The organism is Sporosarcina sp. Y838 (assembly GCF_056786515.1).
This window is the reverse complement of record NZ_JBXCJD010000001.1, coordinates 507,482-532,525: the sequence shown is the minus strand read 5'-3', so window position 1 is coordinate 532,525 and position 25,044 is coordinate 507,482. Positions and strand designations below refer to the sequence as shown.

25 protein-coding genes are annotated in these 25,044 nt (G+C 41.5%); 5 read left to right on the top strand and 20 right to left on the bottom strand.

The window, feature by feature from the left end:
- Positions 1–169: 169 nt before the first annotated feature.
- The 6 genes from solA to AC1TO4_RS02520 all read right to left on the bottom strand — a co-directional run bounded on the left by solA (position 170) and on the right by AC1TO4_RS02520 (position 7,594).
- The gene (gene solA, locus AC1TO4_RS02545; protein WP_482100535.1) at positions 170–1,351 is read right to left on the bottom strand and encodes an N-methyl-L-tryptophan oxidase; all 1,182 of its coding nucleotides are present in this window, start codon (positions 1,349–1,351) and stop codon (positions 170–172) included.
- Positions 1,352–1,630: 279 nt separating this feature from the next.
- Positions 1,631–2,056, bottom strand: coding sequence for a GlcG/HbpS family heme-binding protein (locus AC1TO4_RS02540; RefSeq protein ID WP_482100534.1), 426 nt, complete (start codon positions 2,054–2,056; stop codon positions 1,631–1,633).
- Positions 2,057–2,102: 46 nt separating this feature from the next.
- Positions 2,103–3,368 carry a formaldehyde dehydrogenase, glutathione-independent gene (fdhA, locus tag AC1TO4_RS02535; RefSeq protein ID WP_482103989.1) on the bottom strand — a complete coding sequence of 422 codons (1,266 nt, stop codon included), beginning with the start codon at positions 3,366–3,368 and terminating at the stop codon, positions 2,103–2,105.
- 397 nt (positions 3,369–3,765) lie between these two features.
- Positions 3,766–5,052, bottom strand: coding sequence for a cation:dicarboxylate symporter family transporter (locus AC1TO4_RS02530; protein ID WP_482103988.1), 1,287 nt, complete (start codon positions 5,050–5,052; stop codon positions 3,766–3,768).
- Between the two features lie 374 nt (positions 5,053–5,426).
- The gene (locus AC1TO4_RS02525) at positions 5,427–6,317 is read right to left on the bottom strand and encodes a response regulator (RefSeq protein ID WP_482100531.1); all 891 of its coding nucleotides are present in this window, start codon (positions 6,315–6,317) and stop codon (positions 5,427–5,429) included.
- Positions 6,318–6,328: 11 nt separating this feature from the next.
- A complete protein-coding gene (locus AC1TO4_RS02520; RefSeq protein WP_482103987.1) occupies positions 6,329–7,594 on the bottom strand; it encodes an ATP-binding protein in 1,266 nt (421 codons plus the stop codon).
- 207 nt (positions 7,595–7,801) lie between these two features.
- Between AC1TO4_RS02520 and AC1TO4_RS02515 the strand changes: the two genes are divergently transcribed.
- Positions 7,802–8,074: an alpha/beta-type small acid-soluble spore protein gene (locus tag AC1TO4_RS02515; protein ID WP_482103986.1), complete on the top strand. Its 273-nt coding sequence runs from the start codon at positions 7,802–7,804 to the stop codon at positions 8,072–8,074.
- A 148-nt stretch (positions 8,075–8,222) separates the two neighbouring features.
- Here AC1TO4_RS02515 and AC1TO4_RS02510 read toward each other — a convergent pair whose 3' ends face one another.
- Positions 8,223–8,474, bottom strand: coding sequence for a DUF3886 domain-containing protein (locus AC1TO4_RS02510; protein ID WP_482100528.1), 252 nt, complete (start codon positions 8,472–8,474; stop codon positions 8,223–8,225).
- Between the two features lie 19 nt (positions 8,475–8,493).
- Positions 8,494–9,678, bottom strand: coding sequence for an acetyl-CoA C-acetyltransferase (locus tag AC1TO4_RS02505; RefSeq protein WP_482100527.1), 1,185 nt, complete (start codon positions 9,676–9,678; stop codon positions 8,494–8,496).
- A 77-nt stretch (positions 9,679–9,755) separates the two neighbouring features.
- Between AC1TO4_RS02505 and AC1TO4_RS02500 the strand changes: the two genes are divergently transcribed.
- Entirely contained in the window at positions 9,756–10,658 is a 903-nt protein-coding gene (locus AC1TO4_RS02500; protein WP_482103985.1) for a hydroxymethylglutaryl-CoA lyase, read from the top strand.
- A 15-nt stretch (positions 10,659–10,673) separates the two neighbouring features.
- Positions 10,674–11,600, top strand: coding sequence for an alpha/beta hydrolase (locus AC1TO4_RS02495; protein WP_482103984.1), 927 nt, complete (start codon positions 10,674–10,676; stop codon positions 11,598–11,600).
- A 162-nt stretch (positions 11,601–11,762) separates the two neighbouring features.
- Here the strand turns inward: AC1TO4_RS02495 and AC1TO4_RS02490 are convergent, their stop codons facing one another.
- From AC1TO4_RS02490 to yneA, 6 genes are all read right to left on the bottom strand, one after another.
- The gene (locus AC1TO4_RS02490) at positions 11,763–12,017 is read right to left on the bottom strand and encodes a YneF family protein (RefSeq protein ID WP_482100524.1); all 255 of its coding nucleotides are present in this window, start codon (positions 12,015–12,017) and stop codon (positions 11,763–11,765) included.
- Between the two features lie 181 nt (positions 12,018–12,198).
- On the bottom strand, positions 12,199–12,648 hold the full coding sequence (gene sirA, locus AC1TO4_RS02485) for a sporulation inhibitor of replication protein SirA (protein WP_482103983.1): 450 nt from the start codon (positions 12,646–12,648) through the stop codon (positions 12,199–12,201).
- A gap of 179 nt (positions 12,649–12,827) precedes the next feature.
- Positions 12,828–14,834 (bottom strand): transketolase, encoded by a 2,007-nt coding sequence (tkt, locus tag AC1TO4_RS02480; RefSeq protein WP_482100522.1) that lies wholly within the window; start codon positions 14,832–14,834, stop codon positions 12,828–12,830.
- A 75-nt stretch (positions 14,835–14,909) separates the two neighbouring features.
- Entirely contained in the window at positions 14,910–15,143 is a 234-nt protein-coding gene (locus AC1TO4_RS02475; protein WP_482100521.1) for a DUF896 domain-containing protein, read from the bottom strand.
- Positions 15,144–15,207: 64 nt separating this feature from the next.
- Positions 15,208–15,870, bottom strand: coding sequence for a YneB family resolvase-like protein (locus tag AC1TO4_RS02470; RefSeq protein ID WP_482100520.1), 663 nt, complete (start codon positions 15,868–15,870; stop codon positions 15,208–15,210).
- Positions 15,863–16,177 carry a cell division suppressor protein YneA gene (gene yneA / locus AC1TO4_RS02465; protein ID WP_482100519.1) on the bottom strand — a complete coding sequence of 105 codons (315 nt, stop codon included), beginning with the start codon at positions 16,175–16,177 and terminating at the stop codon, positions 15,863–15,865. Before yneA ends, AC1TO4_RS02470 begins: the two co-directional genes overlap by 8 nt.
- A gap of 202 nt (positions 16,178–16,379) precedes the next feature.
- Between yneA and lexA the strand changes: the two genes are divergently transcribed.
- Positions 16,380–17,000, top strand: coding sequence for a transcriptional repressor LexA (lexA, locus tag AC1TO4_RS02460; RefSeq protein ID WP_482100518.1), 621 nt, complete (start codon positions 16,380–16,382; stop codon positions 16,998–17,000).
- A gap of 106 nt (positions 17,001–17,106) precedes the next feature.
- Here lexA and AC1TO4_RS02455 read toward each other — a convergent pair whose 3' ends face one another.
- Positions 17,107–18,369, bottom strand: coding sequence for a methionine gamma-lyase family protein (locus AC1TO4_RS02455; protein ID WP_482103982.1), 1,263 nt, complete (start codon positions 18,367–18,369; stop codon positions 17,107–17,109).
- A 141-nt stretch (positions 18,370–18,510) separates the two neighbouring features.
- Here AC1TO4_RS02455 and AC1TO4_RS02450 point away from each other — a divergent pair, with 141 nt between their 5' ends.
- Positions 18,511–19,110: a trimeric intracellular cation channel family protein gene (locus AC1TO4_RS02450; RefSeq protein WP_482103981.1), complete on the top strand. Its 600-nt coding sequence runs from the start codon at positions 18,511–18,513 to the stop codon at positions 19,108–19,110.
- 40 nt (positions 19,111–19,150) lie between these two features.
- On the opposite strand, the gene hfq is transcribed toward AC1TO4_RS02450, so the two are convergent.
- The 5 genes from hfq to mutL all read right to left on the bottom strand — a co-directional run bounded on the left by hfq (position 19,151) and on the right by mutL (position 25,041).
- The gene (gene hfq, locus AC1TO4_RS02445; RefSeq protein WP_482100516.1) at positions 19,151–19,378 is read right to left on the bottom strand and encodes an RNA chaperone Hfq; all 228 of its coding nucleotides are present in this window, start codon (positions 19,376–19,378) and stop codon (positions 19,151–19,153) included.
- A gap of 33 nt (positions 19,379–19,411) precedes the next feature.
- Positions 19,412–20,371, bottom strand: coding sequence for a tRNA (adenosine(37)-N6)-dimethylallyltransferase MiaA (miaA, locus tag AC1TO4_RS02440; protein WP_482103980.1), 960 nt, complete (start codon positions 20,369–20,371; stop codon positions 19,412–19,414).
- Positions 20,364–21,290 carry an alpha/beta fold hydrolase gene (locus AC1TO4_RS02435; RefSeq protein ID WP_482103979.1) on the bottom strand — a complete coding sequence of 309 codons (927 nt, stop codon included), beginning with the start codon at positions 21,288–21,290 and terminating at the stop codon, positions 20,364–20,366. The genes miaA and AC1TO4_RS02435 overlap by 8 nt, the downstream gene beginning before the upstream one ends.
- Before the next feature lie 417 nt (positions 21,291–21,707).
- Positions 21,708–23,201 (bottom strand): glycerol kinase GlpK, encoded by a 1,494-nt coding sequence (glpK, locus tag AC1TO4_RS02430; RefSeq protein WP_482103978.1) that lies wholly within the window; start codon positions 23,199–23,201, stop codon positions 21,708–21,710.
- A gap of 25 nt (positions 23,202–23,226) precedes the next feature.
- Complete coding sequence (gene mutL / locus AC1TO4_RS02425; RefSeq protein WP_482104042.1) at positions 23,227–25,041, bottom strand: DNA mismatch repair endonuclease MutL; 1,815 nt, start codon at positions 25,039–25,041, stop codon at positions 23,227–23,229.
- Positions 25,042–25,044: the final 3 nt, after the last annotated feature.

Genomic DNA, 25,044 nt, shown 5'->3' with positions numbered 1-25,044 from the left:
CAACGACTACTAAATACCACTCTTTTTTCCCGCTAATACAGCTCCATTAATACGAATATTCAGTTATATGTTGGTATAAAAATATAAAAGCTAGCATAGCTGTTCATTTATCAAAGCCAACATACGCGTTCTACTTGTATCAATCTTGTTGAAATCGCTTACAGTGTCCCTATAATCCCGCTGTTTCCAACATTGGTTTCAAAGCCGGGCGATCGATTGAAAAAATGGATATATCATGCTCTGTTTCACCAGATACCGCCAGTTGACTTAACACTTCTCCCACAACACTAGCAAACTTAAATCCATGTCCCGCAAAACCCGCCGCAATCGAAATATGTGGATGTTCCGGATGCTTATCGATGATAAAGTGTCCATCTGGCGTTCTGGAATACATACAGATTGCGCCTCTCTTGAGCTTTCCTGCTGCCTGTGGCATGAACTTTTCCAAGAATTCGCGAATATGTCCTTCGTCATTCTCATCGGAGCCAAATTCACGATTCATCGTATCTGGATCAATTTTATCAATAAATTCATGTCTTCCAGCCTTTACGCCACATCCCCCGAAAGTTGGAAAACCATAATAGATTGCCTTTGATGTTTCAGTTGGAACTTCAACCATAAAGGTAGGAAATGCATTCGTATTATAAAGCGATTCTTCAGCTTCAAACCATGCTACTGGCTGACGTGTAGGCGTAATTGGTAGATTTAGGTTTAGGCTTTTGGCTATTTTCCCACTCCAAGCACCACCGCTAAGAATTAACTTATCCGCAGTAAATGTTCCCTTATTTGTAATTACTTTGACGGAGTCGTTAAAAACTTCGATATCTTCAACAGGATTGTTTACTGAGAACTCGGCACCATGATGTTCTGCCAGCTCCCGATAGGCTCTTATACAATTTTCACTGTATAAAAACCCCGAGTTATGTTCATGGAATGCAATATAGTCCTCAGGGACAGTTAGCCCCGGCCAACGTTCATTCATTTCTTTGCCCGTTAGGAGATCGATTTCCAGATTATATTCTTTTCCACTGGCAATCGCTTCATCAATAAATGCAGATTCACCTTTGGGACCAAAACCGATTGAACCTACTCGTGAAAATATTTTGTGATGGGTAATCTTCTCAAGTTCATCCCATAGCTCCTGAGATCTAAGTGCAAGCGGGACATACTCTCTTCCCTCGCCATATGCGTGCCGAATAATTCGTGTATCACCATGGTGGCTACCCTGTGCATGGGGCGGATCATGTGAGTCTATCAGTAGAGTTCTAACGCCTTGTTTCGCTAAAAAATAACCTGCAGCCATTCCCATTGAACCTGCGCCTACAATAATTACTTCATAATTCTTCACCATAATAATACTCCTCTCAATATAAAATAGGTTTTGACATCACTCATCGCAACCTCCATTGAAAAAATGCCTTTTACTAGGAGTGGACTAACTTTAAAATAGCCTTTCAATCATGTAAAAGACATTTGTTTTTAGGTGTATAAACAGAACATTAGTGACATATCAAGGGCAGTCGAAACCATAAGCCTGGTAGCGAAGCTGTCAGGCTTATGTCGAATGCATCCCCAAAATACAGCAGCGTTATTAAGGAATTCTTTACTTCAAATTATACAAATAAAAGTGTTATCTAACCGCAACTTTATTATTTTCAAAAGCTTTTACAGCAGCTTCAGCCACTTTAACGTCGTTAGGGACTGCACTTCCACTTACTCCTACAGCACCGACTACTTTACCGTCTGCTACTAGTGGAATTCCTCCACCAAATACAACGATTTTCCCGCTATTTGTAGTAGTTAGCCCGTAAAGTTCAGCATTTGGTACTGTAGCGTCAGCTAAATTTGCTGTCGGTGCTTTAAGTGCTACAGACGTCCATGCTTTATTTTCAGAGATTTCGATACTTGCAATCCATGCATCATCCATGCGGTGTTTTGCAATTAGATTTCCACCCTCATCAACAACCGAAATCACCATATTAAGACCTAGATTTTTTGCTTCCTGTTCTGCACCTTCAATAAGTTTTTTCGCGATTTCCAAGTTAATTTTTGTCATTTTTAATTTCCCCCTAATTTTAAGTTTTTAGTTTGCCTAGCATTGTTCATTTTTTCAAAGAACCATGTGGATCAATAACATACTTTCTGGCTGCCCCATTATCAAAAGCACGATAAGCTTCAGGTGCATCGTCAATTGAGATAACTGTAGCATTTACAGCCTTAGCAATTTGCGCTCTACCGCTAAGAATTGATTTCATCAGATATCTATGATATTGCATAACAGGTGTTTGTCCTGTTACGAAAGTGTGCGCTTTTGCCCAACCGAGCCCGAAACGGATTTTAAGCGTCCCAACTCTCGCGTCTTCATCGATTCCACCTGGATCACCAGTTACGTACAGTCCTGGAATTCCTAGTTTCCCAGCAGCGCGCGTAATATCCATAATTGAATTCAATACAACTGCTGGAGCTTCTCCTTTATCTCTGCCGTGCCCGTGTGCTTCAAAACCAACAGCATCAACAGCTGAATCTACTTCTGGAATACCCAGAATTTGCTCGATTTGTTCACCTAAATCATCATGTTGACTTAGATCTATTGTTTCACATCCGAAGCTTCTCGCTTGCGCTAATCGTTCCGGAATTAAATCGCCAACAATAACTGTTGAAGCTCCTAATAGTTGAGCCGAATGTGCAGCTGCTAGTCCAACAGGACCTGCCCCAGCTATATACACCGTAGATCCGGGACGTACACCGGCACTATATGCACCATGATACCCCGTCGGGAATATATCGGAAAGCATTGATAAATCCAGAACTTTTTCCATCGCCTGTTCTTTGTCCGCAAATTTAAGAAGTTGGAAATCTGCATACGGAACCATTACATATTCAGACTGACCACCAACCCATCCACCCATGTCTACGTAACCATAAGCTGATCCCGGACGATCCGGATTAACGTTGAGACAAACATGCGTATTTTGCTCTCTACAGGATACACAGCGTCCACAAGCAATGTTAAATGGGACAGAAACTAAGTCACCTTTTTTTATATACTCTACGTCGCGCCCTACTTCAATAACTTCACCCAAAATTTCATGCCCTAGGACAAGACCTATTGGCGCTGTTGTCCGACCGCGAACCATGTGCTGATCACTACCACAAATATTCGTTGTGACTACTTTTAAGATGACACCGTGTTCACATTTCCGACCGACGTTTCTCGGGTTTACACCAGGACCATCTCTTAGTACTAAATCCGGGAAGCTAATGTCCTGTACTTCAACTTTCCCTTCACCTGCATAAACAACGGCTTTATTTCCAACTGCTCTTGTTTTTTCATTACTAGTCTTAATAATTTCCTTGTTACTAACCATACCCATTTCCTCCTTTAAAAATATGTCTTTAAAGAACAAATACCCCTATCAATCTAAGTAAAATTACAACATGGGATTGTGTAAGTTAAACGTGATTTGATAGAATTCTGGTTATTGTCATAACTATGATGAAACGCACGCACATCAATTAATTTAATACTCTTCCACAATTTCTAGGTTTGAGTTAAATCCCAATCTCGAAACCGTCGGAATAGTTAATTATTTGATTAGTCTTAGCATATATCAATACATTGCATGTAACAATTGGATGCTAACGCTCAAAATACCAAGTGAGAATTAGAATTCATTGTGCACGATGTACAAGTCATGAATAAATAGGGAACAAAAAAGCATGATCCGAGTAGGACCATGCTTTTTTTGTAATAAACTATATACCTTATACGCTCACACTAGTTTTGCGAATAGTAGCCAGATATTTTACCTCTTTACTAGCATCGAATCGACCTTCCCACTTAGACATAACAACGACTGCCAATGCGTTACCAACTACATTGACAACTGTTCTTGCCATGTCTAGAATCCGATCGATTCCTGCGATGAAGGCAAGTCCTTCAAGTGGAATTCCTACAGTACCGAGTGTCGCAAGTAGAACTACGAAAGAAACGCCAGGTACACCCGCAATTCCCTTAGAGGTAACCATTAATACGACCATCAATGTAATTTGTTGCATAATGCTTAAATCGATTCCATACATTTGCGCAATGAAGATCGCTGCAAGTGCTTGATAGAGTGTGGATCCATCCAAGTTAAATGAATAACCTGTTGGAATGACGAAGGACACAATGTCTTTCGGACACCCGAATTTCTCCATTTTCTCCATGACTTTCGGCAATACCGTTTCTGAACTAGACGTGGAGTACGCCAACAATAATTCATCTTTCAGTACTTTCATAAGACTGAAAACACTCGTCCCACACATCTTCGCAATTGCGCCTAGAATTACCACTATAAAGAACGCCATTACTGCGTACACCAACACGAGTAATTTCCCAAGTGGAATTAAAGACTCTAACCCGAATTTCGAAACCGTCACCCCGATTAAGGCAAACACACCAAATGGAGCAAATTTCATAATGAGATTCGTAACCCAGAACATTGCATCTGCAGTCCCTTGGAAGAAAGAAAGTATCGGTTCTCCTCTTTTACCAATTGCTGCGACACCTAAACCAAATAACACTGAGAAGAAAATAATCGCAAGCATGTCGCCCTCAGCCATTGATTGGATAATATTACTAGGAACAATGTTTACAATAATGTCCATTATCCCATTACTCTCTACTTCTTCAGTTGTCTGTACGTATTGTGAAATATCCCCTTTTTCCATTGTGGAAATGTCCAAACCTACGCCTGGTTTAAATAGATTTGCAGCTAGTAAACCAACGATAATTGCAACTGTTGTAACAATTTCAAAGTAAATAAGTGTTTTTCCACCTAGTTTACCTAATTTTTTTAAATCCCCGGTTCCCGCAACTCCAACGATTAACGTAGAAACAATAATTGGAACTACAATCATTTTAATCATCCGGATAAACATATCTCCAATGGGCTGCAAATACCTTTCAACCGCAGGGTTTCCAAAGAAAATCGCCCCGATAGTAATCCCAAGGATCAATCCAAGGAGTATTTGGTACGCCAATGTGAATTTAAATTTAAATCTTTTCATAGGATCCACCTCTTTTCCATTGATGAAAATGCTTACTTATTAGTAAGCATATGAGGGGGTTACAGAATCCGACAAAAACCGACATTTAATTTTAATATATTCATTTTACCAATGCCGAAATGGAAAAATCCTCCTACTTAATGTAAAGCCATTGAAACTACTATGATGAAAAAAACAACTTCCCGCCAATTTGGTAGAAGTTGTTTTATCCATCTAATAGACTATAGACATTTTCCGACGGATTACCAAGGAATAACAAGCGCAGATGGAAGCCACCCACAATTCGCCGAAGAGCCTACCCTGGTGATTCCTCAGCACTAACGTTAGTTACGGACTTTTTCAGTGGCCTATTTTGATGTACGGAGTTTTGTTAGTCAGGATTGATTGTGCTTTTCAGCCGTATCGAGATACATCACTTGAAGGAATTTTTTTATATTTATTTTGACTTTCGTCAATTCATTGCTGTTTTCATCAATCTCTTTCATCCGCCGCCGTATTTCCTCAAATTCAAAGTAACGCGACGCATAGTACTCAAACTTTGGATTCATGTAATCGATTAAGCCAAGTGTTGCAAAGTTCGTGACTGCAGTAAGTATCGTTCTGCGGATCCGCTGCTCAATTGACTTACTTTCTTTCTTTATTTCTATATCATCAGTTTTATGTAAACTCGCTACCGTCTCATATAGGTCTTTCAAGGGTGGAAACTGAGTATCCGTCTGTTTACGATCCATTAAATGCTCCATCATTAAGACCATATCCTCACTACCTGGCTCACCGATAATGCCTAAATCATTTAACAACGCTAATACGATTTCTTTTATATTTTTCCTCTTAGGTTGAGCAATTGGCGTACCGATATGAGCTAACGATTCTCGGATGGACAGTAAAGACTTTCTTAGACGAGATGTTTCCGATAATTTTTTCAGGATACTCAGTACTTCAACGCGATTGATAGGCTTATGTATAAAGAACTCTACACCTTTTTCGTATGCTTCACCAACCATTTCTTTATTCACAATTTGCGAAATCATAATGAATTGGCCCTGAAACCCTTGCTTTCTTATTTGTTCCATCGTTTCGATTCCGTCTAATTCAGGCATTAGTAGGTCTATTAAGATGAAATCGGGATTTGTTGAATTTATAAGGGGAAGTGATTTTACTCCACTTTCTGCCTCACCAATTACGCTTCCCAGTTCGCCTTCCGTAATAATTTTCGCCAACATTTTCCGACTGGCTGTATCATCATCTACAATAAAATAACGCAACTCGATTCAACCTACTTTCTAATATTCTTCGTTGGAATTCGGAATCGAAAAACCGTTTCTTTGGCCGAAGATTCAACGCGAATCTGACCTTCAAGTGTTTGAATAATATGTTGCACATGAGACAATCCTATACCCGTTGCTGCGACACCATGATTATTAAATTTCGTCGTATAGCCCGCCTCAAAAATGATGGGCAAATCCGCTTCTAGAATTTCATTTCCAGTGTCTTTTAGTATGAAACAGGTATCGTCAATGTCCTCAAATATCGTTAATTCGATTTCACCGTGTTGGTCAATTGATTCTACTGCATTTGCGGTGAGGTTATTCAAAAGAGCAAGCAATGGGATTTGTTGATTTGTTTCAAAGTCAACAGTGAGTGATTGATGAAAAACGACTTTTTTCTTTAGCAGCATACTGTATTTTTCATTTGCAGTAACAACCAAGTTTAGCACTTCGGAAAGGTAGATGACATCATTTCTTTTTTCCGTAGAAATTTTTGAAATCCCGGAAAGAATGCGCTGAGCATCCTTTTTCACTTCGTGTATTTCTTGCGTAATTAGCAATGCTTGCACGCTTAAATCTTGAAGATTTTCCTTCTTCAATTTCCGATATAACTCATGGCTTGCTGCCGTAATTTGTTCGATATGATCTAATGACTTTTGCAGATAAAGACTTTCTGCATAAAGGTCTGCCCCCACTTCAAGCATTTCTGACATCTGTTTCTTTTGTTCCGAAACCGTAATCATGCTATAAAGTCCAACCACAATAAAGCTTCGAAATAAAGCCATCCCTCCTACCAAAGCCCACTCTTGACCACCTAAGTCAACATGTGTCGCTAATAAATAGCGCATTAAATGCTCCGCACTATTTCCAATGAATTCGAATAGGAAAGCCCATGCCCCTAAAAGCAATGGAGTTGCTTTGTATAATTCTATTTTAATAATGCTGAATCCAAGCGCGAATATAAAATAATACAAGAAGGAAGGAAAGTGAATTTGTAAACTTGTCATAAAAGAAACTGACTCATTCGTCAAATCGCCAATTAGTCGAAAACAAACGACTGTCATCCCCGTGATGAACCCCGTTCGAATCATAGGCACAATAGGACGAATGAGAAGTAGTAAAAAGAACGCTATACTGCCTAACCCGAAACGAAAATGCTCCCCGTTGAAAGGGGTTACTTTTATTTCACTGAAAATCGTGGTCAATAAAGCGATTAAAACGTAAGAAACGCTATTAACCCCGATAATTTTTTTAAGTTTAGTTATTGAAGACATTAATTTCTCCTTACCGACATGATTAAGCAACATATGCCCTGTCCAACTGTTTATTAATAATTATTATCGACCTATTCAATGAAAAATGGAAGGAAAGAATAGTTGGCTATTCGCGAAAATGCCTGCAGTATTCGAATTTTGACGTTTTTTTCATTATCTAGTTGTGATTTTCCCATTCTGGGAACACTACAATTGGGAGGAGATAAAATGGCAAGCAAAAATAAAATTTTAGTTCCTAGTGCAAGAGATGCGTTGGATCGACTAAAAGCAGATGTCATGAAAGCAGAAGGCTACGACATCGATACGTCTGAGCCTAATAACGTGAAATATGAAATAGCAAATGAACTAGGGATTCCATTGTCGAAAGGCTATAACGGAAAATTGACATCTGAAGAGGCAGGAAAAATTGGCGGCCCAATTGGCGGCAATATGGTAAAAGAAATGGTGAGGATGGCGCAAGAACAAATGTTGAAGAAATGAATCTAACGCTTGTCCCAGGCTACATGGGACAAGCGTTTTTTTGTTTGACACTTCAGTATTTTGGTTGAACTCCCTACCGCGTTCGTTGGACTACTCGGAAACCAGGCACATAGAAAAGCACCGACCAAATTGCGGCCGGTGCTTGTTATTAGGACTTCAAACCATCCTCTTCGTACTCTTTCAGAAGTTCTCCAAAGCTTTTGTTCTTCTCACGTTCTATCCGTTCGATGCGCAATTGCTCTTGGCGTTCTTCTTCTTTTGTTTCTTCAGTAGCTAACAAAGCCTTTTTTGCCGCTTTTAATTTTTCAAGAATGTCATCATCAAGTGCATCGGAAAATACCGATCCTTCATTGTTTCTCTTTTTTGGCTGTGGTACAGCTTGTTTACGTTTTTTAGCCATTTGTTTCACCTGCCTTCGTTCACCCGCGTTTAACGATTGTTGCGACGCCTTGTCCTCCGCCTATGCACAATGTAGCAAGACCGGTTTGCACATCACGACGTTTCATCTCGTGCAGAAGTGACACGAGGATACGCGCTCCACTCGCTCCGATTGGATGGCCAAGTGCGATTGCGCCGCCATTGACATTCAGTTTGGACTCTTCAAATTCAAGTTCTCTTCCAACTGCAATCGCTTGAGCCGCGAAAGCTTCATTCGCTTCAATTAAATCGATTTGGGATAGTTCCATATCTGCTTTATTGAGTGCTTTTTTAACTGCCTCGACTGGTCCCAGACCCATAACTGACGGATCAACACCTGCATTGCCATTCGCTACAATTGTTGCTAGCGGCGTCAAGCCAAGCTCGTCAGCTTTCTCTTTCGACATGATAACGAATGCTGCTGCACCATCGTTAATGCCTGATGCATTTCCTGCTGTTACACTACCATCTTTTTTGAATGCCGGGCGAAGTTTACCTAGCTTGTCAGCAGTCGTGCCTGCTTTGACGTATTCATCTTGATTGAAAATAATAGGGTCGCCTTTACGTTGTGGAATTTCAATCGCAACGATTTCTTCTGAGAAAGTCCCAGCTTCGATAGCGGCTGCCGCTTTTTGTTGTGATTTTGCTGAAAATTCATCTTGCTCTTCACGTGTAATCGAATAACGTTCACAGATGTTTTCCGCCGTCACACCCATATGGTAATCGTTGAATGCACACCATAGTCCATCTGAAATCATACTATCAATAATTTTCTGGTCACCCATTTTAAAGCCTTCACGACCGTTTTTCATTAAGAATGGCGCTTGGCTCATATTTTCCATGCCGCCTGCAACAATAATGTCTGCATCCCCTGCAATGATTGCCTGGCGAGCAAGATGAACAGCTTTTAACCCAGAACCGCATACTTTGTTAATTGTCAGAGCAGAAACCGCTTCTGGAAGTCCCGCTTTCATAGCAGCTTGCCGAGCTGGATTTTGTCCTAGCCCAGCTTGTAATACATTCCCCATGATTACTTCGTCAACACTGTCCGACGCCACTCCAGCACGTTTTAACGCCTCTTTTATGACCGTTGCCCCAAGATCTGTTGCTGGTACATCTTTCAACGAGCCAAGGAACGACCCGATTGCTGAACGAACTGCACTGACTATTACGACTTCTTTTGACATTTCTTTTTCCCCCAATTCTCTTTTTATGTTGCCTGTATATGCATCCCTTCATTACAATATACTAAAGGAGGGATGCTATGTTTAGTTTACCAAACATTTCTACAATAATCGAGGTTGGACCTCGCGATGGGTTACAAAATGAAAAAAAGTATGTCAATGACAATGACAAACTAGCATTTATTGAAGCTTTACAAGGGGCAGGTATTCAAGAAATGGAGCTGACTTCGTTTGTTTCACCGAAATGGGTGCCGCAAATGGCGGATGCACAAAAAATTGTTGAAAAGTCGAAGAAAGTCGGAAGACAATTCGTTCTTGCGCCAAATGACAAAGGTGCCGAGCTTGCGATTGAAGCAGGTGCTACTAGTATTGCCGTGTTCGTTGGGGTGAGCAATACTTTTAACATGAAAAACATTAACCGTTCTACGGATGAAAGCATCGAAGCACTCCAGCCCGTCTTTGAGAAATTAAAAAAAGATGGCATTTTTATCAGGGCTTGTATTTCAACCGCGTTTTATTGTCCGTATGAAGGGAAGATAGAGTTAGAGGATGTTGTTGCACTTTGCAAACGTTTTGTAGCGATGGGTGCGGATGAATTGAGTGTCGCGGATACTATCGGCAAAGCCAATCCCCGTGAAAGTTACCTATTGTTCAAGACATTGAAAGAGGTATTTCCAGACGTGTTGTTGACAGCTCATTTCCATGACACACGCAAAATGGCGATTGCCAATATTTTTGCTGCGCTGCAAGCAGGTATTGATCGGTTTGATACTTCTGCAGGTGGCCTAGGCGGCTGTCCATTCGCTCCAGGTGCAACAGGCAATGTAGCGACTGAAGATGTAGTGAATATGTTACATTCTCTAGGTATCGAAACGGGTATCGATGTAAAAAGGGTTTGTGAAGCAGTCCGAGTGATTGCGCCGCATGTGTCACGGCCAATTGACACAGGTATGTACAGATTGTTCGAAAACGGGCAATTGTAGAAGGAGTTGAGTGGTTTGAAACGGCGCGTTCTTTATCTCTCCGGTGTGATTTCCAGTGTTTTTACGGCTTTACTGACCATTTTCGGGGTTGTCGCAACGAATAAGCTAATGTTTTTAAAGTTGAAGGATTCCGATGTTATTTTGGAACGTGAAATCATTGCGAAACGATTTGATGAGAGATGGTATGAAACAGTACGTAAAGATAATATGTGGATTGAATCACCGAATGGGTATTTATTGAGAGCGATCTTTTTGAAGCCACTTGAAACAGCAAAAACGGTGATTATTTGCCACGGTGTTACTGAAAATAAAATTAATTCGATGAAGTATGCCCGTCTTTTTGAACGACTGGGTTACAATTCGGTCATATTCGATCATCGACGTCATGGAGATTCAGGGGGAAAAACGACGAGTTTCGGTTATTATGAAAAGATTGATTTACAAGCGATTGTTCATGCCGTACGTGAGCGGATTGGTAAAAGGGCCTTGCTCGGTATCCATGGCGAATCGATGGGAGCCGCTACGACATTATTGTATGCGGGTACGTATGAGGACGAAACAGATTTCCATATTGTCGATTGTCCATTTTCGGATTTCTCCGAACAAATTCTCCATATTTTACGAAAAAGTACACCTATCCGATCGACGATGGCTTTGCGGGTTGCAAATATTTTTCTCAAAATGCGTGACGGCTATACACTAAACCTGGTATCTCCTCGTGAAGTCGTGAAAAACATTACCAAACCCGTACTTTTCATTCACAGTATGGAAGATGATTTCATCCTTCCCTATATGACGCAGGAATTGTACGAGGCAAAACCTGGCGACAAAATGCTGAAATTGTTTCAAAATGGCATGCACGCCAAGTCGTTCAATGATAATCCAGTTCAATACGAAAAAACAGTGCAAGAGTTTCTAAGCCGTTTCGGTTTTTCGGATTAAAAAGAGAAAGTTCATTCGTCTAAGGATTCCGCTGGAACAGCACATGAATTTAGCCTAATCCCGTGGAATACACTTCATTGCTTAAGAAAAGGAGGCGATTCGTTCAAATTTGAACGAATTGCCTCCTTTTAGTTAACATACAGTCTATGGATAAGTACGTTTTTATTTTTTTGTTTCTTTCTTAACTTTTTTGTCTTTCTTGTCACTTACTTTGTTCATTTGAATCATCATTTGATTAATTTTTTTCTGGGAAGGTTTTTGTCCCATTTGCATCATCATCATACGTAACATGTCTTCATTAATTGGCGGGTTGTCTTTCAAATATTTCATCATATATTGACGTGCAATGAAAAATCCAAGGGCCAAACCTGCTAATAGCGCGACGATGATCAAAACAATCCACCATACAGTAGTCATCCGCTATACCTCCTCTATCTCTATTATTCGAGTTTACTCTACCATCAAGGATTATACAACAAAGCCGCAGTGAATAGCAATGGACCTAGCTATTAGATTTTATTTTTCTCGTTTTTCAGGCAAAAAAAAAGGCCCCTAAGTGAATATTTAGGCAGCCCCATTGGTATGTATGCCTACTCTTTCATAGGTATACATTTTCTTCATATGGACGAAATTCAGTTGTTTTAATTGGTTTAAGCCATCCCCACTCCCCATGCCCGTCCATGACTGCAAAGAAACGGTCGTCTGCACCCGACAAGGCTACAAATAAGTCCAAATCCAACATGCGCGATCCGTCACAAAGAACATTAAGTGAGTAAGTGGACAAGGAAATTAGTATGGAGCCTTTGACGGGGTGTGTCAGTTTATATTCCCCATCTCGCGTTTCAATCGATGAGAAACCTTTACCAAGGTTCGCGATAATTGCTTCATCAATCATTTCCGCTTCAAGTCTGTCACATAAGTAATGAACTTCCGGCATAGACTCAATCTCTTGTTCATCTTCTTTTAAAAGATCATATAATAACCGTTCGCGTCCAATGACGAATGGCTGGTACATCTCCTTTACCTTATAAATTCCATATGCTCTCAAAAACGCCACCCCCTACTAATAGATTACATTGATTGAGTCAAGAAAAGTGTCACATTGCGGAACGGAACGACACTATTACTGTCGGAAAATATGAATAACTGAATCTTTCGTCAAATGACAAAAAAAGCTGTACTGTCAGCCTGGTTTTTTTCCAGTCAAACAGTACAGCTTCATTTAAATTAGTTACTGATTAACATTTTAACTCTAGCTATTACATTCTCTTCAGTAAATCCAAATTCTTTGATGACAGTATCTCCCGGTGCACTTGCGCCAAATGTATCAATAGCGATGATTGCCCCTTCGTCACCAACATATTTATGCCAGCCAAGTGAGACGCCCATCTCAATACCAAGACGTTTTTTAACATCCTTAGGCAATACGCTTTGTTTGTATGCATCTTCTTGTTTCTCAAACAGATCCCATGAAGGCATAGATACTACCGCTACGTCTATTCCATCAGACAACAATTGCGCTTGTGCAGAAACTGCAAGACTCACTTCTGAACCAGTTGCAATTAAAATCGCATCTGCTTTGTCTTTGGTTGCTGGTGAAACGATATATGCACCCTTTTTAACGCCTTCCATCGCTAGTTCAGCCGATTTTGGAAGGACAGTCAAGTTTTGACGGGACAACACAAGTGCTGTCGGCGTATTTTTTGACGATACGGCAATGTTCCAAGCAGCTGCTGTTTCATTCGCATCTGCCGGACGGATAACAGAGAGTCCAGGCATTGCACGAAGGGAAGCCAAATGCTCGACCGGTTCATGCGTCGGACCATCTTCACCGACCGCTACGCTATCGTGTGTGAATACATATGTGACTGGTACACCCATCAGTGATGATAATCTAATTGCTGGACGCACGTAGTCACTGAACACGAAGAAAGTACCTCCGAATACTTGTAACCCGCCATGTAAAGCCATTCCGTTAAGCGCTGTACCCATTGCGAATTCACGAACACCAAACCATATATTACGTCCGCCATAATTAGATGGAAGGAAATCGCCTGCACCTTTAATTGTCGTTTTGTTCGAACCTGCTAGGTCTGCACTTCCGCCAAAGAACGAAGGAAGCTGTTTGGCAATTGCATTTATTGCTTCACCAGAAGCAGAACGTGTTGCGTGTGAAGAACCGGCTTCATAGGCGGGCAAAGATTTCTCGAAGCCTTCCGGTAATTTACGGTCAATTGCATCTTTCAATTGCTTCGCGAGATCTGAATGCTTTGCTTCGTAATCTGTAAATAGTTTGTTCCATTCCTGTTCTTTTTGCGCGCCTAATTTCTCTGCCGCCTCTTGGAATGTTTCATAGACACCTTCAGGAACATGGAAGTCTTCTTCAAATGTCCATTTGTAATATTCTTTTGTTAATTTCATTTCATCTTCGCCTAGTGGCATACCATGTGCATCTGATTTTCCGGATCTGTTCGGTGAACCATAACCGATGACTGTTTTAACTTCAATCATCGTCGGGCCTCCAACATTGCCTTTAGCTTCTTCAATTGCTGTTGAAACAAGGCCTATGTTGTTGCCATCTTCAACACGGATGTAATTCCATCCGTATGATTCAAAGCGTTTACGGATATTTTCAGAGAATGACATGTCTAGTTCACCATCAAGTGAAATATCATTGCTGTCATAAAGGACAATTAATTTATTCAATTGCAGGTGTCCAGCTAGTGAAATCGCTTCTCCCGCCACACCTTCCATGAGATCGCCGTCGCCGCAAAGCGCGTACGTGTAATGATCCACAACGTCAAAGTCAGTTTGATTGTATGTAGCAGCAAGGTGTTTTTCAGCCATTGCCATACCAACCGCCATACCAATCCCTTGTCCAAGCGGACCTGTCGTCGCTTCAACGCCTACCGTATGGCCATATTCAGGATGTCCAGGTGTTTTGGAGTTCCATTGTCTGAAGTTCTTGATTTCATCCATTGGGAGACCGTATCCACCTAGATGAAGGAGGCTATATAGAAGCATCGATCCATGTCCTGCTGAAAGTACGAATCGGTCGCGGTTAAACCACTGTGGGTTTGAAGGGTTATGATGCATATGTTTTGTCCATAGCGTATACGCCATTGGAGCTGCGCCCATCGGTAATCCCGGATGTCCGGAATTCGCTTTTTCGATTGCGTCAATTGAGAGTGTACGAATTGTGTTGATAGCTAGCTGGTCAATCTGTTGAGTCATTGTGTACATCCTTTCCCGTGATGTCTATTTATCTTCATATCCTAGTTTAGACAATCAGCGCGGTGATTGCAAAGTTCAATTTAGGTATTTGCCATTACGTGCGTTTTTCACCTTGTCGGGTGTCACGTCATTTCCTTCTGGATCAAGCACTTTGACATGCTCGATTGTGTCCCGCATCGATGAGCGAAATGTCTCAAGATATTCTTTCCGCAATTGTGTTTGTTCTTTAGCTTCTTCGATAGATAGACCTGTTGTTTTCGATTTCTTTGAGAGTTCATTAATTCGTTTGATTTTATCTGGTGATAGCATATTTTTTCCTCCATTTTGCGTTATAAATACAAACGTATACAAAAAAAACAGAAAGTGCAATAAATCAGACTCCCTGCTCTGTTTCATATTCTTTAAAGCGCCGATGGACAGTCGCTTTACTGATGTTATGACCGAGCCCTTTCAAGACGCCCGTAATTTCTTCATAAGTCAGCCCTTTTTCTCTCAAAGAGACAATTTCACTGATTGGCACTTCGATACGCTCTCGGCCTTCAACGTTTCCTCTGTTTTTCAAATTGCGTTCAGGACGATACCCCTCCCTGACAGCACGTTTCATGCCCCGTCTGATTTTGGCGTTGTGCACTTTCCGTTGATATTCTTCAACTACTGCCAAAATTTCAAGTAACATCGTATCCATTTCATTAAGTGCAATTGGCCCACTATCATTGCGTGAATAAACGGCTGTGTCAGTTTTCAACAACAGATGCAAAACAGCCATCCTAGCATTCCCACGTCCGAGCCTCGTCTCATCTTGTATCAGTACTGCATCTACTTCTTCATCGCGGATGTAATCCAGCATACTAAGCAATCCTTCTCGGTCAATGTCGTAACCGCTATGTTTGTCCTCGAATGTAGCAACAAGCTCTAAATTGAGTTCACTAGCCAAATCTTCAAGTTCCTCTTCTTGCCTCGTAAGTGATAGTTCCTGCGATTCTTTTTCTGTGCTCACTCGGCAATAAATGACGCACTTCTTTCGCGGCTCAGTCATCAGTACCACCGGCCAGTTGTACACTGTCGTCTTCATGTGTCTGTATAGTTGGCAAAAGCAAATCTTCTCCCTTCTTGATTGTTGCGGAGGACAGATTATTTAGAGTCATCACTTCTTTAATCCATTTCTCTGACGACATGTTTTTCGAGTGGTGAAATGCAAGGCCCCAGAGCGTGTCCCCTTCAGTAATTGTAATTGTAGTGACTTCAGCTTGCTTCGTTTCATATTTACCAACTCCTATAATTGCAAAACCTAAACATAAAATAACAATAAATATACCATAACCGTTGTTTTTAATGAAAGTCATCATTTTTCCCCCTTGCGAATGTTTGTTCGTATCACTGTTTTCATTATAGGAAATAAAAAACTGGATGTCAACACTTATTAGAACTTGTGTTTGCCATTACTATAGTGGGCTGATATAATGAATCTATTGAAATAACTCGAATTTCGGTGAGACTTTCACGATTTTTGATTGTTGTAAGAATTTTAGTTAAGGGGTGATTGTTGTGAAGAAAATCTCAAAAAGACAGGAAGACATTCTGACATTCATTAAATCAGAGGTAAAGAAAAAAGGGTATCCACCTTCCGTAAGGGAAATTGGGGAGGCTGTGGGGCTAGCTTCAAGTTCAACTGTTCACGGTCATCTAGCTCGTTTAGAAAGCAAGGGCTTCATTAGAAGAGACCCGACTAAACCTAGAGCAATCGAAGTCCTGGATCCTGAAGGGTTGGAAACGATGAAACCCGGAGTTCTACATGTCCCTCTTGTCGGTAAAGTTACTGCAGGTCTTCCGATTACAGCCATTGAAAACATTGAAGAGTACTTCCCTCTCCCTGAATCGTACGGCACTTCGGAGGACAACCTCTTTATGCTTGAGATTGTTGGGAATAGTATGATTGAAGCAGGAATCCTTAATGGTGATTATGTTATCGTTAAACAGCAACAGTCAGCTAATAATGGTGAGATTGTCGTAGCAATGACAGAAGACGATGAAGCGACGGTGAAACGGTTCTTCAAGGAAAAAAATTATTTCCGTCTTCAACCTGAAAATGAATCTATGGATCCAATCATTCTTGATAATGTATCGATACTCGGTAAAGTCGTTGGTGTTTATCGTACGATTCATTAAGGATAGACATGTAATTCCATGTTGAAGCTATCTGCAATGCAAGACAATCCAATACTCTCAGAAATGACAAAGAGCTATTCCTTTATTAAAAAGGAATAGCTCTTTGTCATTTCTCTATTAAGTTTTCCTTAACCAGTTTTCCAATGGATGACAACACAGCCACTTTCACATGCTCGTATGTGAGGCCGCCTTGAACGTATGCGGTATAAGGCGGCCTGATTGGACCATCTGCCGTAAGCTCGATGCTTGACCCTTGGATAAATGTACCAGCCGCCATGATCACATCGTCTGTATACCCCGGCATATAAGACGGCTCGGGTGCATAGTGGGCATTGATGGGCGAGTTCTGCTGAATTGATTGGCAGAACGCAATCATTTGACTGGCATTATTGAAAGATACAGACTGAATTAAATCAGTTCTTTTTTGCGTGTAATGCGGTGTTGTCTCGAGTCCAAAGCTTTCGAGGAGAGCAGCAGTGAAGAGCGCCCCTTTCACTGCCTGGCTAACAACATGCGGTGCTAGGAAAAATCCTTGGTACATTTCCCGTAAGGTATCAAGCGATGCCCCAGCTTCCGCTCCAAGACCAGGAGACGTCATTCGAAACGCACATTTCTCTACAAGATCTGCACGCCCGGCGATATAACCACCTGTTCTTGCAATGCCGCCACCTGGATTTTTAATGAGTGACCCTGCCATCAGATCAGCACCGACTTCTGTTGGCTCTTTCTCTTCGACAAATTCGCCATAGCAGTTGTCAACAAAGACAACTAGTTCGGGATTGATGGCTTTTACTTTACGAATCATTTCGCCGATTTCATCCACCATAAAGGACGGGCGATCTGAATACCCCTTTGACCGCTGGATTCCTATCATTTTTGTTTTAGCATGAATATTTTTCGAGACTTCTTCAAAATTGACCGTTCCATCATCATTTAGCTCAATGTGTTTATATGTAATGCCGTAATCCAGAAGTGATCCAGTATCTTTTCCTTTTCCTGATACGATGGATTCCAAGGTATCATAAGGTTTTCCTGTGATATAGAGTAGTTCGTCACCTGGGCGAAGAATTCCGAAAAGACTTATTGAAATTGCATGGGTTCCGGAAATAATCTGGTTGCGAACGAGACAGTCTTCAGTTTTGAATACATCAGCATAGACTTGTTCCAACACGTCACGCCCTGTATCATCGTAACCATACCCAGTTGTACCCAGCAAGTGAAAATCGCTAACCCTATTTTTACGGAATGCGTTCAGCACTTTCCGTTGATTGTAAAAAGCGGTTCTTTCAACACTTTTAAAAAAAGGTGCAAGTTTTTCTTCGATTCGTTCCGCATCTTCGAGTAATAAATCTTCTTGTTCAGTCACCATGATTGGTATTCCTCATCTCATTAAATAGTCACTATATATCTTATCAGTCTGTTCACGGAGGTCAATGTTTACAGAAGCGTTCATTGAAAAATCAGGAATACCTGTTAGAATTTTATGGGTCTATTGATTGGAGGGAGTACATTGGTATGGGACGTTTTTAGCTTGATTGGGACTGCGGCATTTGCTATTTCGGGTGCTATTGTTGCAATGGAGGAAGAATATGATATTTTTGGCGTTTATATCTTGGGGATAGTCACTGCTTTTGGCGGTGGTGCTGTTCGTAATATTTTGATAGGCGTGCCTGTTTCCGTTTTGTGGAATCAGGAGGTTCTCTTTATTGTGGCTTCCATTTTAATTACCGTTATTTTCTTTTTCTCAAGTGATCTCCTTGCTCATTGGAACAAATGGGGAAATTACTTTGATGCAATCGGGTTGGCTACGTTCGCCATTCAAGGTGCGATGTTTGCCATTCAATTAAACATGACGCTCTATGCAACTATAGTGGCAGCTGTTCTTACAGGAGCTGGCGGCGGTGTCATTCGGGACCTATTGGCTGGTCGGAAGCCACTTGTCTTTAAACGAGACTTCTATGCTGTGTGGGCTGCAGGCGCAGGTCTTGCGGTCGGACTCGGTCTGTATGAGTATGACATAGCCCTTTATGCACTGTTTGTATTAACCGCAGGGCTACGTATTATGTCGCTCATCTTCCAATGGAAACTACCAAACAGGAAATTATCCTAAAAAGGCGAAAATGGATTGTACCCTCCATTTTCGCCTTTTTTCATTCGAGCTCTTCTTTTAAAATGACTGGTTTCGATGGGACATATGTGGAAATCGCATGCTTGTAAATGAGTTGTTGTTTCCCGTCTGATTCAAGTAGAACGGTGTAATTATCATACGATTTTATAAGTCCTTTCAACTGAAATCCATTCAGTAAGAATACCGTTACAAATGTATTATTCTTTCGTAACGAGTTTAAAAAAGTTTCTTGCATGTTAACCTGTTTCATACGTCGAGTCCTCCAGTTGTCTTAACTATATTTCTATTGCCTACTTAACCTAATTCGACTTGGATGATTTAAATCCTTCATGATTGTCAAAATTTCCTTAACAATCTCATTTTTGTCTATGCTTGCGTCAAACCAGGCTATATCCAGCTTGTTGCGGAAATACGTCATTTGCCGTTTTGCGTAGTTGCGCGTATTTTTCTTAATCATTTCAACGGCTTCATCCAACGAGAGCATGTCTTCAATATATTGATGGAGTTCCTTATAGCCGATTGCCTGCACCGATTGTGTTCCGCGAATGCCTTCATGCCATAATCTAGTGGCTTCTTCGGTTAGGCCTTTTGCCATCATTATGTCTACACGCTGATTAATACGGTCATACAGCACGTCACGGTCCATTTCAAGGCCGACAATCAAATGTTCATAAAGAGAAGCGTGCCCTACCCCTTCTTCATGATCCCCTTTTGTCTTGCCAGTCACTTCGATAATTTCTAGTGCTCTGACAAGCCTGCGGTGATTATTTGGATGAATTTTTTCCGCGGTAGCCGGATCCAAACCTACAAGTTTTTCATAAAGCACCTGACCACCTTCTTCGGCCAGTTCCTGCTCGAGACGTTTCCTTACTTCTAAATCCGCAGCTTCTTCTGTAAACCGAAAATCGAAAAGAACCGATTGAATGTATAATCCTGTCCCCCCCGCGATAATCGGTGTTTTTCCTCGGTCGGTTATATTTTTTATCCACTTTCGGACCTGTGTTTGATATTCTGCAACAGAAAAAGGTTCGTCTGGCTCTAACACATCGAATAAATGATGGGGAACGCCTTCCATTTCTTCAACTGTGATTTTAGCAGTTCCGATATCCAGCCCTTTGTAGACTTGCATTGAATCACCGTTAATAATTTCTCCCCCAATGGCTTTGGCCAAACGAACACTGAGAGCCGTCTTTCCTGACGCTGTAGGGCCTACAATTGCGATTACTTCAGGATACTTATTCATTTTTCTCAATCCAATCTCCGACCGCTTTGAATACATGTTGTCGATTTGTTTCATGAAGCATTTCGTGTCTGCCGCCTTCAAATAACATAAGAGTCACGTCTTCCATATCTGCTTTTTCGTAGCGCTTCGCTACTTCCAAAACGCCTTTTCCATTGTTCCCCACGGGATCTTCATTTCCTGAAAAGAGGAAGACTGGAAGTTGTTTCGGGATTTTATTTATTTCATCTGAGGCATTAATTTCTCCAAGTCCTTTGAATAAATCTATGAAAAGTTGAGTTGTTGGGACAACTCCGCATTGAGGATCTACAATGTACTTCGCAACAGCTTCAGAATCTCTAGATAACCAATCAAAAGGAGTTTTTGGTTGGTCAACCGATTTATTGAATCCTCCGAAAACCAGTTTGTTCAGGAAGTGATTTTGTTGGTCAAAACCATTTTTCTTGCCTTGCAAATAAGCAACCCCCAGGCCCGCAAGACGGCTTGCACCTGGGTCTCCACCTGTCCCTGAAAATATGGCCATGTCTATTTCACTGCCATGCAGCTGAACATATCTTCTTGCAACAAACGACCCCATGCTATGACCAAATAGAATGAAACGAGGTGTAGGATATTGTGATCGAAAAGCGGAAATAATCTCGTATGTATCCTGCACAACACGGTCAAATCCAAGTACATCTGCAAAATAACCTTTTAACCCATTCATGGTAGCGGTTTTTCCGTGACCTCGATGGTCGTGCCCCGTAACGATGTATCCTCTACCCGTTAAATAATTTGCAAACTCTTCATATCTGCCAATATGCTCCGACATGCCATGAAGTAAATGGATATGCCCGACAGGCGTACCTGTGGGTTGCGCTATACATGTATTCAACCGAAAACCATCTGTCATTTCAATTGTCAATTCCTTAATGATGAACACCTTCTTTCACTTTGGCTTCAGCAAGTGGACAGTTCAGTTCGTTCAAATAGCGTACTCATTCGCGCTGACTCATATGAAAGGAGTTTCGCCATATACACTGTAACTGTCTCTTAAAACATTTCTACAATATACCGCCTGTTGAGTGGAAAACGAATCAATCTATATCAATATGAACACCTTTCGTCAAACGTAGTCTCTTCATACTGGATAGTTCATTTTTTCCACGCAACCTATCAACCCAAGGGTCTTTTTCGGCTACAGACTCACATAGTTGTTATAAACAACTTAACCTACCGTGTACAAGCTTTGTGGACCGACTGGATGTGCCTGCTACAAAATCCTGCATCAACCATAGAGCGACTGATAAACCGCGTATAACTGCATCCAGTGCAATCTCCTGTCCTGGTAATTCCTACATCAAAGTTTAAAGATGCGCGTAGCCTCTACAGCTTTTTTCCAACCCCTATACAGCTGATCCCGTTCTTCAGTTTGCATTGTAGGTGAATATGTTTTCTCTTTTGTCCATAACGTTTCGACATCTTCGAGTGTACCGAAAAAGCCTGTTGCGATTCCCGCTAGATAAGCGGCACCAAGCGCTGTTGTTTCTTGATATTTTGAAAGTTCGACATCCGCTTGCAGCAAATCACTCTGGAATTGCATTAGAAATGCATTTGCCACACCGCCACCATCCACTCTTAATATACCAATATCCATGCCGGCGTCCTTTTCCATCGTGAGCAAGACATCTTTAGACTGATAAGCAAGTGATTCCACAGTTGCTCGGATGAAATGTTCTTTTTCTGTACCGCGCGTCAAACCGAAGACAGCACCCCGCGCATCAGAATCCCAATAGGGGGTTCCAAGTCCGACAAAAGCCGGAACGACATAGACGCCGTCTGAGGATGCTATACGTGTTGCATACGCTTCCGTATCCGATGCCTTTTTAAACATCCGCAGTCCATCCCGAAGCCATTGAATTGCAGAACCGGCGACGAACACACTGCCTTCAAGCGCATATGTTACTTTGCCGTCTAGCCCCCAGGCAATCGTTGTTAAAAGACCATTGTCTGACCGCACCATTTCGTCGCCCGTATTGAGGAGCATGAAACAGCCAGTACCATACGTATTTTTAGCCATCCCTTTATGGAAACATGCCTGCCCGAAAAGAGCACATTGCTGATCACCCGCTGCGCCTGCAATCGGGATTTCAGCACCAAAAAAGACTGACTTGGCTGTTTTGGTGTAAATTTCAGAAGAGGAACGGACTGCAGGGAGCATCGATTCAGGTATTTCGAGAAGATTGCATAATTCAGTATCCCATTGCAGTTCAGCAATATTATAGAGCATCGTCCTGGATGCGTTGGAATAATCCGTTACATGGACCGCCCCGTCAGATAACTTCCAGATGAGGAAAGAATCGATTGTTCCGAACAATAATTCTCCTTTTTCAGCCCGGGCACGTGTACCTTCTACATTGTCTAGAATCCATTTCACTTTTGACGCTGAAAAGTAAGGATCTAATTTCAAGCCTGTTTTATGTTGGATTGTTTTTTCATGACCCGCTTCTTTTAACGCATCAACAATTCCCTGCGACTGTCTTGACTGCCAAACGATTGCGTTGTACACGGGCTGTCCCGTCTTTTTATCCCAAACGACGGTTGTTTCCCTCTGGTTCGTAATCCCGATGCTGTCAATGTCTTCAGGCTGTTTACCACTTTCCGTTAAAACCGATGCGATTACAGATAGGACGGATCCCCAGATTTCGCTGGCATTGTGCTCAACCCAGCCTGGTTTCGGAAAAATTTGTTTGAATTCCCGTTGCGAGGAATGGACTATTTCTCCTTGCTTGTCAAAAAGTATTGCCCGTGAACTGGTAGTGCCCTGATCGATTGCGAGTACATACTTCTCCATTTCCCTTCCCTCCTTCACATTCAATTTACATAACTCGTTTAAACATTTTTTCAATTTCGTACGTCGTAAAATGAATGAGTACAGGTCTGCCGTGTGGACAAGTGAACGGATTTTCGACGTTCCCTAAATCATTCAGAAGTCTTTCCATATCAGCAATTGTTAAGTGGTGGTTTGCTTTGATGGAACGTTTACAACTCATCATTATGGCCGCATCTTCACGCAGTTTGCCGATATCGATTATTCGTGTATTCAGTACTTGCTCAATTATATCTTCTATGATGATGGACTCTTCTCCTGCCGGGAACCAAGAGGGATATTCTTTTACTGCATAAGAAGACGGTCCAAACTCTTCTAGAAAAATGCCGACGTCTTGCAAAAGGGTGATATTTTCTTCTATTTTTGTTTTATCATCCGCTGCGTAATGAAATATGAGCGGGATTAGTAACATTTGTCTTTCGCCATTATCGGTTTTACTTAATTTGTCGCGGAAAAACTCATATTTTATTCGTTCTTGTGCAGCATGTTGGTCAATCATGAAGAAACCATCTTCATTTTGTGCAACGATATACGTTCCATGGACTTGACCAACGGGAACGAGTGCCGGAAAGTTTTTATCTTGTTCAGGTTTTGCTACATCGTCTTGTACAAGTGATGGTTCATTGACCGTCCAAGGTACTTGGTCCTCAGCTTCCACTTCTTGTGATAAATAAGGCTGATACGCTGGTTTTTCGAGTGGAGTCATCGATGGTTCGGTGACTGGTTTAGGTCGTTCGGTTCTGAATTCATTCCACATATTTACTTGCTCTGATTGAATTTTTTTAGCCGGTTCTTTTTTAATGGCATCCGGGACAATTGTGTTTTTTCGAATGGCCTTCTGAATGGCTTCTTTAATAATCACGAGCAACTCGCCTTCTTTACTCATGCGTATATGTTGTTTGGAAGGATGCACATTGACATCAGTCAAGTAGGGATCCCCTTCAATATTGATAACTGCGATTGGGGATCGTCCGATTGGCAAATAGGTATGAAACGCATCTAGTACCGTATGATTGATGGCTTGGCTTTTTACCCATCTGCCATTAACAACTATAGTCATATAGTTTCTTGAAGCACGTGTCATTTCCGGTAATGTTATAAAACCAGAAACTTTGTAATCCGCATTCTCGCCTTCAAAGGGCACCATTTTACGAGCGACAGCCATACCGTATATATCAGATAGAACCCGATGCTGATCATTGCTTCCCGCTGTTTGCAATAACACTTGCGTGTAATGCGTCAGTTTAAATGAGATTGCGGGGTGACTGAGCGCAAGTCTATTGACAAGGTCAATGGTATGTCCTAATTCCGTCTGAATTGTTTTCATGTATTTAAGGCGTGCAGGCGTATTGAAAAACAACTGGGAAACAGTAATATCTGTCCCTTTTCGAAACGCTGCAAAATCATGTTTGACGAGTCTACCGCCATCAATTTGCACTTCTGTGCCTTCCGTTTCACCGTCAGAAGTCCACATCATTATCTTAGACACCGATGCAATACTCGCAAGTGCTTCCCCGCGGAAACCAAGTGTCCGGATTCGGAACAAATCATGATCCGTCGTAATCTTGCTTGTCGCGTGCCGCTCAAATGCCTGAACAGCATCAAGTCTTGACATTCCATTGCCATTATCGGTCACACGAATGTTCAACAAGCCTGCTTCTTCGAGTGCAATTTCAATCACCGTGCTTTTTGCATCAATCGCATTTTCAACTAGCTCTTTTACGATAGATGCAGGTCGTTCTACGACTTCGCCCGCAGCGATTTTATTGGACAGTGTATCGTCCATCACTTTGATGATATCTATCGG